This window comes from Lentibacillus halophilus, from assembly GCF_039522485.1.
In the GTDB taxonomy this organism is placed as follows: domain Bacteria; phylum Bacillota; class Bacilli; order Bacillales; family Amphibacillaceae; genus Lentibacillus; species Lentibacillus halophilus.
Genome location: NZ_BAAADM010000032.1, coordinates 146,088 through 161,812 on the forward strand (window position 1 = coordinate 146,088; position 15,725 = coordinate 161,812).

Here is a 15,725-nt window from a genome sequence, read left to right on the forward strand (position 1 = left end):
TTGACGCGAAACAGCTTGTAGATGCTTTGAAATAGTAATCCAATTCAGTTTAAGGGATTAAATCTGTAACCATTATGTGACAATAAGCGTCCCCTTAAAAAGGATGTGATATTGTGAAGAAGCTATCTCTGCTTGTTTTAACATCGATATTTTCGCTGGCTATGGTGGGATGCACCAATGATGCGGATTTTCAAGGTGTCATTATCAAGGTCAAGGAATCCAGTATGATTGTTGGGACAGATGATGTTGACCCGGAAGCATCGTATCCGGAATATGAGGTTTTGGTTGATGATGAAACAAGCTTCAAGGGAGCCGTTGATGAATTTTCCTATTTAAATGCTGATCAACAGGTGACCATTTGGGTGAATGGTGAATGGAAAAATGATCCTGATACTAAAATGGTTGCGAATAAAATCACTGTCAGTGAAGAGTAATAAGCATTCGGGGGAGAACGGGCAATAAGGGGGATGATTATTGAAAAAGATATTTTTTGTCAAGATTCTATCAGTAGGTGCTTTATTGATAGGATGCGACGGGGATAATATTGACGAATTACAAGAAGGGATTATTGCCTACACAGATAAAAAGGATTCTGAGCAACGGCATGGTGATGATTAAGAAGTATACAATGTCCTGTTGATACCTGATATTAAGGAAAGTGACGTTTCACGTAAAACACATGACGAATTAACCAGTTAGCCCAAGATAATTATGGTGCCTTTTATGTGTTGAACCGGATATGTATGATGAACTGGACTTGGATGAAGGAACAAAGGTAACGATTTATTGGGATGGAAGTCAAGGTGATTCAGACCCTCCCGTGCGTTATGCTGAAAAGATTGATATGATGTCACCATAACGTTCTATTTATTAATAGGTGGCCTATGTTAAAGTGCTAAATGGATAATCTGGGAGATACACCTCTTCATAAAAAAGTAAAACAAATCAGATGGACTAAACGTTAATGAAGCCTCCTTTAGATAGGGAGGCTTTATAAATGGGTGTTCGTATATATTTTTATTTGCTATCGTTGTCACTGTTTATAATGCAGAAATGTCAACTAAGAGTATGCTCGCATTGAAAAAGGTTTCTTGCTCACAACTGTTTTGTAATAAAAGCATTTGTGAAAGAAAATATGTTAAAGTTGATCAGATGACAACAGAAGGGTAGAATGTTCATGAAAAGCAATCGTACATGTTTGATGGCGGCGTTGAACGGTAGTAATTTCTAAAATGGTCGATTAGAATATACAACTATGGGGAATGATTATAATTGGGTTCATTGCTATTCATTGTATGTTTTTTCTGGATATATATCAGCTATTATTCCTATGTAACTAAGATCCAATAAAAGAAACACACCCCATCCAATGACGATTTTTTGGGTGCTTGTTTTGTTTTCCGTTATTCGGCTGTGAACGGGTAATCATACTTAATAAGCAATTAATTTTTGAAAGAAGGCAGATATGTCATGGCAAATACAGAAACATTTGAATGGAAAAAATATGTTCCGCTTTTCGTGGTATTACTATCGGGTGCTTTCATTACCATTTTGAACCAAACGCTTCTTGGGACTGCGCTTCCGCCCATTATGCGGGCTCTTGAATTGAGTGAAACGACAGTACAATGGCTCCAGTCCGTTTTTATGCTCGTAAATGGTATTATGATTCCAGTTACGGCCTTTTTAATTGATAAATTCACCACACGTCGTTTATTTTTGACTGCTATGGGATTGTTCGCAACAGGAACATTGATTGCTGCCATATCACCAAACTTTTCATTTTTAATGGCCGGACGGGTTCTTCAAGCCTCAGGCGCTGGTATTATGATGCCACTTATGCAGACCGTCCTGTTTGTTACGTTTCCTGTAAATAGAAGAGGCACGGCGATGGGGCTATTCGGACTTGTTATCGCGTTCGCTCCGGCAATCGGTCCGAGCCTCTCAGGCTGGCTTGTGGATCAATTCATATGGCGCAGTGTTTTTTACGTTATCCTACCAATTGCCATTATAGACATTATAGCGGCTTACTTCTTACTGAAAAACGTGACGGAACAGAAGAATCCGAGGTTGGATATATTATCGGTTATTCTTTCGACGGTTGGATTCGGGGGAATTTTATACGGATTCAGTACTGCTGGTGACGCTGGCTGGCTCAGTTATCAGGTCATTCTATCCTTGATTGTTGGCGGTGTTTCGCTCTACGTCTTTATTACACGACAGCTCAGTTTGAAACAACCGTTACTCGAGTTCAGGGTGTTTAAACATGGAACCTTTACGTTAGCGACTGCTCTTGGAATGATTGCTTTCGCTGCAATGATTGGAACGAATGTTATATTGCCGTTATACATGCAGAATATGCTTGGATTTACGGCACTTAAATCGGGGCTTGTGTTGTTGCCGGGAGCGATTATTATGGGATTTTCAAACCCGATTACCGGTTATCTTTTTGATAAATTCGGGGGAAAATGGCTTGCTCGGGGTGGTCTTTTACTCTTATCATTGACAACGTTCACGTTTACGAATTTGTCTACCGATACGAGCTTTGCCTATCTGGCAACCATGAACGGCATTCGCATGATTTCTATTGCCATGATCATGATGCCCATGACCACCCTGGCTTTGAACCAGTTGCCTGACGATCTGATTCCACATGGGACTGCGATGAATAACACATTCCGCCAAGTTGCCGGATCGATCGGGACTGCGATACTTGTTACCATTATGTCTACAGCTGCCATACCGAATGAGAAAGTAAGTGGACTTATTCATGGCGTGAATGTTTCCTTTATCGTTGCAGCCATAGCGGCCATCCTTGGGTTTGTGCTTTCCTTTAAACTGAAAGAAAAGGTGAAACCGGGTGATCCTGCAGCAACGGAAAGTTAATAGAGTCTAACGCATCTATGGTATTGAATACGACTGATGACATTATTGCGACTTTGACCCATCTATATATGTCCAACCATTAAGTAAAATGTGTACAAATAATCATTCTGTCCCTCAGAAGAAGGTGGCTCAGAAAATAATCCCTCACATGCCGGGTGATGTGCATGAGGGATTATTTTTTTATGGTTACTATCAAAAACGATGAGAAACGGCGCCAATGTTGAATATAAGGAACCATATTATGGAGCAAATAACTATTTTTAATGTTATAATACCATCAAAGGAGCGACAGACATATGGAACTTATCGATTTATACCGATTATGTCCCTTTTAGGAAATGCCATATGATGATAAGTTAATTCCGAATGGGATCTCATCGGGACTGCCGTTTGTAGAGTCCATTTATTTAAAAACACGTACGAAATATAAGGGAGCACAAACAATGCTTTTTTCACGTTGGACGTTATTCCAAATCATTCCGATGACATTATTGGTAGTTATTGCATTCTTGGCAGATATGTTTAAGACAGATATAGGAGTACCCATTTCCTCACGCCATACGTTCAACATACCGGTGATAATGACGGCTTTATTTATCGTTGTGGTCATTGGCTTATTAAGTTTAATATTGTATTTTCAAACGAAGAAAAGCAATACATTTTTAAAGCACCGATTGTGGGATAAGATGCACATCCTTATGCCCATTCTATTCGTTATATCCGTGATGGTCGTTGTTAGTGTTTTCTTGATAACCCCATTAAGTGACCTTACACAAAATAATCGCTGGATCATATATGTGTTAAGTTATTATGTTTTATTTTTAATACATATAACGGTTTTAGCAATGATACATAAGGCAAAAAAGAATACAATCTCAAATGAGAACAAAGTCGCGTATTCGTTTGTATGGACATCTCTAGGCCTTTTAGTCGTCATGTTTATAGTGTGAAAAAGGGATCATGAATCATTGAGGGAGGAAGGATAATATGTGGCATGAGAACACATTCACTCAGCAACTGGGCATTCGCTATCCGATTATCCAGGCAGGAATGGCGGGAGGTACGACAACACCTGAATTAATAGCTTCTATTTCCAATGCTGGAGGGCTTGGGACGCTGGGAGCAGGTTATATGAGTCCTGAACAGATGAAGACGGCCATTCAGAAAGTCAAGGAATTAACGGATCGGCCTTTTGGCGTTAATGTCTTTGTTCCGGAAATACCAGATGCATCTGAAACAGCCATAGAAAACGCCAATGAATTATTGCGGCCCTTTCGCGAAGAACTAAACTTAAAGGAACCGGACGTGTCAAAACCGTCGACCGACCTATTTGAAAAGCAAATGGAAGTGATTATAGAAGAACGGGTGCCTGTTTGCAGCTTTACATTCGGTGTTCCATCTGAGGAAAGGGTGCAGCAGTTAAAACAGAAACACATTGTCGTCATGGGAACAGCAACAACTGTCAACGAAGCAATAATTAATGAAGAACATGGAATGGATATGGTCGTTATGCAGGGAAGTGAAGCTGGGGGTCATCGTGGCACGTTTTCCGAAGCATTTGATAAGGCCATGATTGGAACGATGGCGCTTGTGCCGCAAGCCGTTGATCATGTCACTATTCCAGTGATTGCCGCAGGAGGCATTATGGATGGACGAGGTGTCTTGGCAGCCCTTACCTTAGGAGCTCAAGCGGTCCAAATGGGAACAGCCTTTATGACCAGTCTGGAAAGTGGGGCGAAACAACAGCAGATCGAAGCCATTTTGAACGGTACCGAGGATCAACCAATCATCACCTCGGCATTTAGCGGTAAACCGGCCAGAGGTATTCAAAATGCGTTCATCACGAGGATGGCTCCATATGAACAGGATCTGCCGGGTTATCCAGTTCAAAATGCATTAACCAAAGACATTCGGAGTGAAGCAGCAAAACAAAATCGACCGGAATGGGTTCATCTTTGGAGTGGCCAAAGTGTCCGGCTAAGCAAACGACAACCCGCTGGTGACATGATGGCAGACATCGTTTCTCAGGTCGATAAACGTCACATATAGGTGCCAGGCACATACGCAATTCAGAATTGTTTGTGTTTATGACACTTCTACACCGGTGACACCTTTTTCCCTTATGGATTCGATGGTAAGGGTGAAGGGAGGTGTCTGGCATGGCTGTCGCTCAAAAGGTTCAATCACGTTTGACGCTTGTTTTGGATGACGGGTATGATTTGGTGACAGGCAAAAAGGTTTATATGACAAAAAGCTTTCGAAATGTGAAACCTGACGCAACGACAAATAATCTGTTTGCCATAGTTTTGGCCATTAATCCACTTCAAAAGCGGTCGTTGTATACCATTGAACGCACAGATGATGCCATCATCAGTCGTGAATAATGCAGCCATTGGAGTTGAATCAGTTGATTATGCATAAGCACCTTTTATGAAACATTGTCAGGAGGGGATACAGATGGAAACATGGATATCATTTGTGACGGAAGTAGGCTTTCCGATCGTGGTGACCTTTTATTTGCTGCACCGGATTGAAAGCAAACTGAATGATCTGATTGAATCCATACACGCATTGCCGGCAAAAATGAAATAATATGGGGTGCATTGATTCTTCGGCGTATGCCGGAGTTTTTTTCTGTCGTCACTCTTATGTATACATCATGCCCGTCACAGCCATACTGGTAAGAGAATTCAGTTTAAAAGTTTTTTTCTTCATAGTACAATAATAGATAAAGAGAATGGCAGAAAGTAGGGTATACGTTTTGAAAACGATCGATGAAAAAACGGTGCAGCAATTGTTTCCGTCTGTTGTGTATAAGCGCGGATGGGAATATTATAATAATGGCCTTGTCACGGATCTTGCCTATGATCGGAATTTTGACATCTGGTCAGCAACTGTCCGTGGGTCGGAATCATATTTTGTCGAAATAAATACAGCTGATCTGTCCAATGACACGCTGCGGGCATATTGTGACTGTCCAGCATTTTCAGCTTACCGCTCGTGTAAGCACATTGCGGCGGTCATGCTGGAGATCAGTGACACCACACGGAACAATCCGTTGAGGCGGTCGCGGAATTATTATACGAGCAACTGGCTGATGAATGCCATAGCTTCTTTAAACGATGATAACCCAGCACCTGAGATTACTCAGCAGATGACACCGCTCCATGTTGAATATTATTTAACATGGAATGCCGATCACAACGTGCTTTTGGAAATGAAAGTAGGGGAAAAGCGATGCCTCTTTGTGAAAAAGCTATACGCCTTTTTGGAGGATGTATTTAACGGACGGGAGCATTATTTCACTAAAACATTTACGTATAACCCGGATACGCATTATTTCCTTGAGCAGGACATGGCGATTTTGGAACAGCTGTATGCCATTATGCGGAATGAACAAGTATATGTTGACCGGGTAAATCATCATTTGATGGACGTATCGGAGCGTTCGACTGTGATACCGCCGCTCGCTGCCAAACAGTTGTTGTCTATGTTGCAGGAACGTGACGTTACGGTGAAAGCCGACGAAGGAACATATAAAGGCCTGTCGATCGTGGAAGATGCGTTGGGCTTTCAGTTCCATCTGGATAGAGATGAGGCTGGGGAAGTGGTATTAAATCTGAATGACGTGCACGCCGTTACGTATTTTGAGAATTATGGCTTCCTGTTTGCCGATGGGACGTTTTATTTTCCGGAAAAACAGCATTTGCCCATCATGAAACAAATTACCGCGGCAGCCAAATATAGCAAAACCTTGCCTATCGAAAAGGAGCAGGCGGATGCCTTTATTTCCCAGGTTGTCCCGTCGCTGCAAAAGGTCGGTGATGTGCAGATGGCGGATGATCTTGCTTCCGATATTGTCCAGGTTCCTTTGCACGCCAAGTTGTATCTGGAGCTGGAGGACAGCTGGATTATTGGCAAATTGGAATACCATTACGGTGAGCACCAGATTGACCCATTTAATGGTCGGGAAGACGATGACGGAATCATCATCCGGGACGTTGAAAAAGAACGAACGATTATGAACCTGATCGAATATGCCTATTTTCATTACAACGGCAAACAATTATATATTGAAGCGGACGAGACAACGTTGTATGACTTTTTATACCATGTCCTGCCGGTTTTGGATAACTATCTTGAATTGTTTATTACCTCGGATATTCGGCAATTGATTGTTGACCACCAGTCATCGCCGAGCACAAGCGTGCAGCTGGAGTCCTCGTCCAATCTGCTGGAAATTGGCTTTAATATTCAAGGGATTGATGAAAGCGAAGTAGACCGTGTTCTGGATGCCGTTATGGAAAAAAGGCGCTACTACCGCTTCCAGGATGGATCGTTTATGTCGCTGGAAGGGGACGCGTTTTCCTCCATGCAGCAGTTGTTTGATGATTTGGACATACAGAAAGATGATATTCATAACGGTCAGGTGCATATGCCGGTATACCGCGGAACACAGGTGGATGAATTGATTGAAACGCCAAAGCATTACGGACCGGATTTTCAAAAGCTTCTGCATCAGTTGAAAGCGCCGGAAGAACAAGTGTATCCACTGCCCGACAACTTGCACGCTGAATTGCGAGCTTATCAAAATACCGGCTATCAATGGTTTAAATCGCTCAGCGCGTACCACCTAGGTGGCATTCTCGCCGACGATATGGGGCTTGGCAAAACGTTGCAGAGCATCGCTTATATTCTATCGGAACAAAGCGATATTCCGCATTTAATCGTGGCACCATCATCTGTCTTATATAATTGGAAAAACGAATTTGACAAATTTGCCCCTGATCTCGAAGTCGGTGTTTTGGCAGGCACACCGGCTGAACGGGAGCAGATGATTGAAACATTGGAGACGAAAAATGTTTGGATCACATCGTATGCAACGATCAGGCAGGATGCAGAGCAGTACCATGATAGAACATTGCAAACGCTCATCCTTGATGAAGCGCAGTACATTAAAAACTATGCGACGAAAACATCCCGTGCGATCCGGCAGCTGAAGGCCGGCAGACGATTTGCGCTGAGCGGCACCCCGATTGAGAATTCCGTTGATGAGCTATGGGCCATTTTTCAAGTGATTTTGCCCGGGCTGATGCCGAACCAACGTCAATTCAAGCAGTTGGATCATCAGAAAATCGCCGGGATGACACGGCCGTTCATTTTGCGGCGTATCAAAGAAGATGTGCTTAAGGAACTGCCCGAAAAAATCGAAACCGTTCATGTTTCTGAATTAACACAGGATCAGAAGGAATTGTATGTCGGTTACTGGCGCCAGCTACAACAGGATGCGGCACAGTCGTTGCAAGAAGACGGCTTCAATAAAAGTCGGATGAAGATTTTGGCTGGTCTGACCCGTCTACGCCAAATTTGCTGTCACCCATCCGTTTTTATGGAAAACTATGAAGGGGAATCCGGCAAACTGAACCAATTGATGGAGACCGTCCGCAATGCCCATGCTAATGGCAAGCGCATGCTTATTTTTTCACAGTTCACCAGTATGCATGACATTATCATGGAAAAGCTCAACAATGAAGGGATTGACTGCTTCTATTTGCACGGGCAAACCCCTTCACAGGAACGCCTTCAGATGAGTGAACGCTTTAACAACGGGGAAAAAAGTGTATTTCTTGTGTCATTAAAAGCAGGCGGCACCGGATTGAATCTGACCGGCGCGGATACGGTTATCCTGTACGATTTATGGTGGAATCCGGCCGTCGAAGATCAGGCGACAGGCCGGGCGCACCGATTCGGGCAAAAAGACGTCGTCCAAGTGATCCGTTTGGTGACAGAGGGAACCATTGAGGAAAAAATTTATGACCTTCAGCAGAAAAAACGGGAATTGATTGACCAGGTCATTCAGCCGGGCGAGTCCATGCTGTCAACGCTGAGTGAAGATGACGTGCGCGAGCTATTAAATATTTAACGTTCTCACACTTTTCAATTTATTCCCGATGTGATATACTGTCACAAATTAGTCATAAATAGGAGATGTTTACGTTGTCCCGAATACTAAAGGGAATCCCAAAATTTGTTGTGGCAAATCTGGCTGTTTTAGTAGTGATTATGATGTTGCCGGTATTTTTAGTGACAGATTCGGTGCCACTAATGGACGGTATTATGGATTACCTTTTTAACAACGAGTCATCATGACATAACGGAAGCTGCAGCGCACACCCGTAGCGCTGCAGCTTTTTAATTTGGGAATCGCCGATAAACGTACGAAAACCGCTGATTGACCGGAATCGCTGATCATCGCTCAATACCGCTGATAAAGAACGTTCACACGATTCATGATACAATAGCAGCGTAATACCCTGGGAGAGGCGGTTGGTGATGCGCAAACAACATGATTTCACACAAGGAAATATGTTACGGCATCTCATTATATTTTCCGGTCCGGTCATGCTGACGAATCTACTGCAGACGTCGTATCAGTTTGCGGACAGTTTATGGGTCGGGAATTTGCTTGGGGCGAGTGCGCTCGGTTCGGTGGCCATTTCGAGCACGATTATTTTCACAGTGCTGTCGTTCGTTCTCGGATTGAATAACGCAGCTCTGACGATTTTGTCCCAGCAAAAAGGCCGTGCCGATGAAAAAGGGTTGAAGCGTTATTTGAACGCGTTTGTCGTCGTGTTAACGGTGATGGCATTGCTGTTGAGCACCCTGGGGCATACATTTGCCGGGCAACTGCTCCGACTTTTGGGGACACCGGATACGATGTTGCCGGAAGCACGGACGTATCTGCAAATTCAATTCCTTGGCATCTTGTTTGTGTTTGGCTACAATTTTATTTCCACCGTGCTTCGTTCGCTTGGGGACAGTAAAACGCCTCTCCGTTTTGTTATGATGGCTGTCTTGTTAAATGTCATGCTGAATCCTTTATTCATGGCTGTGTTTGATCTCGGTATTCGTGGGGCAGCATTGGCGACCATTGGTGCTCAAGGCAGTGCTTTTTTGTACGGTCTGATTTATGTCTTGTCGAAAAAACTCGCTCCATTCAGCACGCCGAAACGCCCGTCAAGGCAAGAGGTTGGCCTTATCCTGAATCTCGGTATCCCGTCTGGCCTGCAAATGGGGGTTATATCGGCGGGGTCGGCGGCGATTATGAGTGTTGTCACCGGGTTCGGGGATCATGTGGTGGCCGGATTTGGTGCGGCGCAGCGTCTGGACCGTCTGTTAATGCTACCTGCGCATGCATTGGGGACGTCGGTGAACAGCATGGCCGGGCAAAACATTGGCGTGCGTGACTGGAATCGGGTGCGCCAGATTGCCAAATACGGTGTCCTGTATAATTTCTCGGTTATGCTGGCGGTCGGCATCCTGGTTGTGCTGTTTGCCGAATACGGCGTCCGGCTGTTTTTGGAGGATTCAGCTGCCGTTTCATTTGGAACGACCTATTTGCAAATTATCGCCTTGTGTTATCCGTTTCTTGGGATTAATTTTATTTTGAACGGAATCGTCCGGGCATCTGGAGCGATGTATCAAGTATTGGCGCTGAATATTATTTCATTTTGGGTGCTGCGCTTTCCGCTAGCCGGTATGTTTTCCGCATGGCTCGGGGATGCAGGGCTTGCTGTTGGCATGGGAATCAGTTTTCTCGCGAGCAGTTTAATAGCCTTTTTATACTACCGGTTTGGTAAATGGCATGAAAAAGTGTTGTGGAACGAACAAAAGCAAAATGGGTGACGTCGTTGCGGGATGTACATACGTACAAAAAATTCTGCAAAACCGTAGTGGAAAAACGTGCAACATGATACGCTGAGGATATACACATGGAAGGAGGAATACGTATGGTAAAAGCAATCTATACGGATAAGGCGCCGGATGCCATTGGACCGTATTCACAGGCCATTCAGGCAGGTGACTACATTTATATTTCCGGACAAATCGGACTGGATCCGGAAACAGCTCAATTGCAGGAAGGCATTGAAAATCAGACAAAACAGGTGCTTCACAATTTGCAGGCTATTTTGACCGAAGCCGGAGCGGATTTTTCCGATGTCATAAAGTTCAACATCTATGTCGCATCCATGGATGACTTTTCCACGGTCAATGACATTTACGGACGTTTTTTGACGCAGCCATATCCGTCCCGGGCAACCGTCGAGGTCGGCGGTCTTCCCAAAGGCGCCCGCATTGAGATGGATGCCATCGTTTACAAAGACTGACTGTTGACCATGTAAAAAGAGGAACCGGCCATTATTGATAAACGGCCAGTTCCTCTTTTATCGCTTGTCGAATGTTATCCAAACATTCATCAGGCGTGTGTCCGAAAATGCGGCGGTTATTGACGAGTGCGTATGGTTTCACACGGCACAGACCGCAAAAGGATAAACATTCGTTCATTAAAACGGCTACTTCCGGAAATTCACTTTCAATAATTCCTTCTATATCCAAAGTCGTGATCGCGTTTCCGTCACAGACTTCAACAATAACGACACCCATGGTATCACTTTCTTTCTCATAAAGGTAACACCCGTATTTGTATCATATTTGGTCTGCATTTTCAATGATTCTGGCTGATGAGACTCCGGTGCCGGGGAATTAAGAACAAAGACCGAGTCATTCGATACGTTAAATATAAGCGAATGAATGATAAAAATAAAGATGGATGCTCAAACGACTAAACCATCAGGACTATCAAAAATCATCATAAAACGGTATAATCAATCGTAACAATGAATGATGCTGGACAAGCATATGTCAATGATAAAAGGAGTCAATAAAATGAGATTGTTTAGAACCATCATTGCTACTATGGTACTCACCCTGTTTGTATCTGGTGTTTTTACGAGTGGCGTCATGGCGGCCAATGACGGAATCGACGAAAAATTCGGTGCTCCGATTGTCGTCTATGGTGATACATTGACAAACGATCAAAAACAAGATGTCAAGAATATGTTGGAGGTCAATGAAAAGGGTTCGGTCGAAGAATATACGGTGACAGGAAACGATATCGCGTCCTATATTGATGGCAACCCGGATTCCCGAATGTTTTCATCGGCTAAGATTACCAAGGAAAAACAGGGAGCAGGTATAACAATCAATATTGTCACGTCTGAAAACATCACACAGGTGACGAACGAGATGTATGCCAACGCGCTTTTGACAGCCGGCGTGGAAAATGCAACGGTGGATGTGGCTTCTCCGGTGAAAGTAAGCGGGCATTCCGCGCTTACAGGCATCTATAAAGCCTATGATACGCAAGGGGAACCATTGGACAAAGAGCGCATGGAACTGGCCAATGATGAACTGGATACAGCGACGAAGCTGGCGGATAAAGCAGGAATGGATCAGGAAAAGGTAAGTGAGCTGTTGACCGAAATCAAGAAGCAAATAGCGGAACAGAATCCGGCGACTAAAGAGGATGTAAAACAAATCGTCGAGGAAAAGCTTGATGAACTTAGCCTATCGCTAAGTGATGAGCATAAGCAAATGCTTATCGATTTATTTGAACGCATGCGCGATCTGGATATTAATTTTGATACCGTTAAAAAGCAACTTGATGACATTGCTTCCAAAGTGCAGGGGTTGTTGAACGACGACGGCTTCTGGAATCAAGTGAAGTCACTGCTTAGCAAGATGATTGAATTGATAGGTAGCTTTCTGAATGGGTTATTTGCACAAGGACAATAACGCCGTGTGGTTTGTGCCCCTGACGTAAATCTATTAACATGAACCACTCGAATAGCGAAATAGATTGCTGACCGGCAAACGGAAGTGAATGCCTGAAGGAGGCATTCGCTTCCGCTTTTTATATGTTTCTATGCCATTAATCTATTATCTGTGTAATATTTTCTCGGTCATTTGGTAACCCTTGTAATAGACTCTTAATTATCCTGTAACTGCATTGCCGTCAAGGACGTGGTAGGATAAATAGCGGAGTAATTAAAGGAGGGACCATCCTATGAAAAAACTGACAGCGTCCATTGCTGCAGGAATTATTATGGCCGGGGCTGTATGGACCAGTGTGTCAGCAGCGACATACAACGATGAAGAAGATAACAACCTTTGGGCTATGACAAAGGATCATAATACAACGATAAACAAACTAGCAGACTCCAACGAATTAAATTCAACCACCATTCAACCAAAACAAACATCGCCTCTGCGTGAGACATATCAAGTAGAGAAGGATGATACATTAATCGGTATCGGCAATAAATACGATGTATCGGTTGAGAACTTGAAAAAATGGAATGATCTGGATTCCCAATTGATTGCGGTTGGACAGGAGCTTGACATTAGAGAAGCAATCAGGCGTGAAGATGACAGCACATCTGCTTCGGACAACCATGACACACAAGCGGAATCGGATCAGGACAAATTGAATAAGTCTGCTGTTCATAAAGTGGCAGCGAAAACCACTGAAAGCAACGAGCAGTCATCCAACCAGAATCCGCAGGGCAAAACGATAACGGTATCCGCGACCGCTTATACAGCGGATTGCGACGGATGTTCCGGCGTGACATCAACGGGCGTCAATTTGAATGCGAACCCGAATGCCAAAGTTATTGCGGTTGACCCTGACGTTATTCCGTTGGGATCAAAAGTCCATGTGGAAGGGTACGGTTATGCAACGGCTGCTGATGTCGGTGGTGCCATTCAAGGAAACAAAATTGATGTTCATGTACCAACAAAGAATAAAGCATATAATTGGGGCGTACGTACGGTCGACGTCACCATCGTCAATTAAAAAAGCAGTAGCAGATGTGACCCTTGTCGATTGGACAAGGGTCACATCCATTGGGATACATATACTATTGAATAGTAACCGTTTCATTATTGTTTTTCCCCACGGCATCGCTCGCATCGCTGATTGTACGGGTGATGCCGATAATACCGAAACCCAAGATCAGCATTACAAATATCGCCAGTAAAACGTTTCTCACCTTTATCCCTCGCTCGTTTTTAATCTAAATTCCATTATAGTAAAAACGTCATGCAGGCACCACTGGTAATTGTTACAACAAGAACGAAAACGGCAGACGAGATTCGCTTCAGCTCTCGGGTAACATAACTTCTCCCGTTCAGACCAAAAAAGAAACCGGTCAATATGCCGGTTTCTTACGCTGTTTGATACATAGCTTCTATTTTTTCCTGCAATTCTTTATCCGCAATATACTCGTCATAGCTCATTTCTTTGTCAATGATGCCGTTTGGTGTGATTTCGATCAGCCGATTGGCAATGGTTTGGATGAATTCATGGTCATGGGATGCAAACAAAATGGACCCTTTGAATTTTTCCAGGCCATTATTCAGTGACGTAATGGATTCCAGGTCAAGATGGTTGGTCGGCTCATCCAAAATCAGCACATTGGCTTTGGACAGCATCATTTTCGACAGCATGCAACGGACACGTTCACCGCCGGAAAGAACATTCGCCTTTTTCAGTGCCTGATCGCCCGAAAACAGCATGCGGCCCAAAAAGCTGCGCAAAAATGTTTCAGTGCCGTCTTCTGGTGAGTATTGCCGCAGCCAGTCAACCAGCGACATGTCAATGTCGTCAAAGTAGGCAGAGTTATCACGCGGGAAGTAGGATTGGGACGTTGTAATCCCCCATTTGAACGTGCCAGCATCCGGTTCCATATTGCCCATCAAAATTTCGAAAAGGGTCGTTTTGGCTATATCACTCTTGCCAAGAAAGCCGACTTTGTCATCTTTATTCAATGTAAAGCTGACGTTGTCGAGCACTTTGACACCATTAATGGATTTCGTCAGACCGTCGACGAACAACAAATCATTGCCAATTTCCCGTTCCGGCGTAAATGAAATATACGGATATCGCCGTGATGAAGGCTTAATGTCATCGAGTGTGATACTGTCGAGCATTTTTTTCCGTGACGTTGCCTGCTTTGATTTCGACTTATTCGCGCTGAATCGCTCGATAAACGCTTTAAGCTCTTTCACCTTCTCTTCTTTTTTCTTGTTCTCTTCTTCAGCCATTTTTTTGGCGAGCTGGCTGGATTCATACCAAAAGTCATAGTTACCGACGTAAATTTCAATTTTTCCATAGTCAATATCGGCAATATGAGTGCAAACGTTGTTTAAAAAGTGCCGGTCATGTGAAACGACAATAACGGTGTTTTCATAGTTGATCAGAAATTCTTCGAGCCATTGAATGGCATGGATATCCAGTCCGTTTGTCGGCTCATCCAGAAGTAAGATCTCCGGATTGCCAAAGAGGGCCTGGGCGAGCAATACTTTTACTTTCTGTTCCTCTGGCAAATCCGCCATTTTCGATGTGTGGAGGGATTCCTCAATCCCCAACCCTTTCAGAAGAACAGCCGCGTCTGATTCTGCTTCCCAGCCGTTCAATTCAGCGAATTCCCCTTCAAGTTCAGCAGCGCGCATGCCGTCTTCCTCGGAGAAGTCGGGCTTCATATAAATGGCGTCTTTTTCTTGTTTCACCTCATATAATCGCTCATGTCCCATTAGGACCGTTTCCAAGACATCATATTCTTCAAATGCGAAGTGGTCCTGTTTCAGAACAGCCATCCGTTCGCCCGGTGTGATCGATATGTCGCCGGACTGTGGCTCTTCTTCGCCGGCAAGAACGCGCAGAAAGGTTGACTTGCCCGCCCCATTCGCACCGATGACCCCATAGCAATTGCCGGGGGTGAACTTCAAGTTGACATCTTCAAACAACTTTTTATCTGCGTATCGCAGACTGACATTATTAACAGTAATCATCTGTAACCGTCCTCCAAAAAATAAACTCTATGTAAGCGTACGAAATTTATACGGTTTCGTCAATGCAAACGAGTTAAAAGTATGTGTCAATCTTTTCTCGATGTGGTTGTCACACCAATATATCTGGCACTTTATCTTTGTACACTTTT

General features: G+C 43.8%; 15 protein-coding genes. 12 read left to right on the forward strand and 3 right to left on the reverse strand.

Annotated features, from left to right (window positions below; genetic code table 11):
* Positions 1-113: 113 nt before the first annotated feature.
* The 10 genes from ABDZ72_RS06750 (at position 114) to ABDZ72_RS06795 (ending at position 11,051) form a co-directional block, all read left to right on the forward strand.
* On the forward strand, positions 114-434 hold the full coding sequence (locus ABDZ72_RS06750; protein ID WP_343751961.1) for a hypothetical protein: 321 nt from the start codon (positions 114-116) through the stop codon (positions 432-434).
* A 40-nt stretch (positions 435-474) separates the two neighbouring features.
* Entirely contained in the window at positions 475-618 is a 144-nt protein-coding gene (locus ABDZ72_RS06755; RefSeq protein ID WP_343751962.1) for a hypothetical protein, read from the forward strand.
* 852 nt (positions 619-1,470) lie between these two features.
* A complete protein-coding gene (locus ABDZ72_RS06760) occupies positions 1,471-2,883 on the forward strand; it encodes an MDR family MFS transporter (protein ID WP_343751963.1) in 1,413 nt (470 codons plus the stop codon).
* A 987-nt stretch (positions 2,884-3,870) separates the two neighbouring features.
* Complete coding sequence (locus ABDZ72_RS06765; protein ID WP_343751964.1) at positions 3,871-4,932, forward strand: NAD(P)H-dependent flavin oxidoreductase; 1,062 nt, start codon at positions 3,871-3,873, stop codon at positions 4,930-4,932.
* 110 nt (positions 4,933-5,042) lie between these two features.
* Positions 5,043-5,267, forward strand: coding sequence for a DUF1659 domain-containing protein (locus tag ABDZ72_RS06770; RefSeq protein WP_343751965.1), 225 nt, complete (start codon positions 5,043-5,045; stop codon positions 5,265-5,267).
* A gap of 73 nt (positions 5,268-5,340) precedes the next feature.
* Positions 5,341-5,475, forward strand: coding sequence for a YvrJ family protein (locus ABDZ72_RS06775; protein ID WP_343751967.1), 135 nt, complete (start codon positions 5,341-5,343; stop codon positions 5,473-5,475).
* A gap of 169 nt (positions 5,476-5,644) precedes the next feature.
* On the forward strand, positions 5,645-8,806 hold the full coding sequence (locus ABDZ72_RS06780; protein ID WP_343751968.1) for an SNF2 helicase associated domain-containing protein: 3,162 nt from the start codon (positions 5,645-5,647) through the stop codon (positions 8,804-8,806).
* 74 nt (positions 8,807-8,880) lie between these two features.
* Positions 8,881-9,033, forward strand: a complete 153-nt coding sequence (locus ABDZ72_RS06785; RefSeq protein WP_343751969.1) for a hypothetical protein — start codon at positions 8,881-8,883, stop codon at positions 9,031-9,033.
* Positions 9,034-9,216: 183 nt separating this feature from the next.
* A complete protein-coding gene (locus ABDZ72_RS06790) occupies positions 9,217-10,569 on the forward strand; it encodes an MATE family efflux transporter (protein WP_343751970.1) in 1,353 nt (450 codons plus the stop codon).
* A gap of 104 nt (positions 10,570-10,673) precedes the next feature.
* Positions 10,674-11,051: a RidA family protein gene (locus tag ABDZ72_RS06795; RefSeq protein ID WP_343751971.1), complete on the forward strand. Its 378-nt coding sequence runs from the start codon at positions 10,674-10,676 to the stop codon at positions 11,049-11,051.
* A 31-nt stretch (positions 11,052-11,082) separates the two neighbouring features.
* Here the strand turns inward: ABDZ72_RS06795 and ABDZ72_RS06800 are convergent, their stop codons facing one another.
* Positions 11,083-11,328, reverse strand: a complete 246-nt coding sequence (locus ABDZ72_RS06800; RefSeq protein ID WP_343751972.1) for a YuzB family protein — start codon at positions 11,326-11,328, stop codon at positions 11,083-11,085.
* Positions 11,329-11,610: 282 nt separating this feature from the next.
* Between ABDZ72_RS06800 and ABDZ72_RS06805 the strand changes: the two genes are divergently transcribed.
* Positions 11,611-12,519: a DUF1002 domain-containing protein gene (locus ABDZ72_RS06805; protein ID WP_343751973.1), complete on the forward strand. Its 909-nt coding sequence runs from the start codon at positions 11,611-11,613 to the stop codon at positions 12,517-12,519.
* Positions 12,520-12,790: 271 nt separating this feature from the next.
* On the forward strand, positions 12,791-13,579 hold the full coding sequence (locus ABDZ72_RS06810) for a 3D domain-containing protein (RefSeq protein ID WP_343751974.1): 789 nt from the start codon (positions 12,791-12,793) through the stop codon (positions 13,577-13,579).
* A gap of 64 nt (positions 13,580-13,643) precedes the next feature.
* Here ABDZ72_RS06810 and ABDZ72_RS06815 read toward each other — a convergent pair whose 3' ends face one another.
* On the reverse strand, positions 13,644-13,775 hold the full coding sequence (locus ABDZ72_RS06815; protein ID WP_343751975.1) for a hypothetical protein: 132 nt from the start codon (positions 13,773-13,775) through the stop codon (positions 13,644-13,646).
* Positions 13,776-13,950: 175 nt separating this feature from the next.
* Entirely contained in the window at positions 13,951-15,576 is a 1,626-nt protein-coding gene (locus ABDZ72_RS06820; protein ID WP_343751977.1) for an ABC-F family ATP-binding cassette domain-containing protein, read from the reverse strand.
* Positions 15,577-15,725 lie beyond the last annotated feature (149 nt).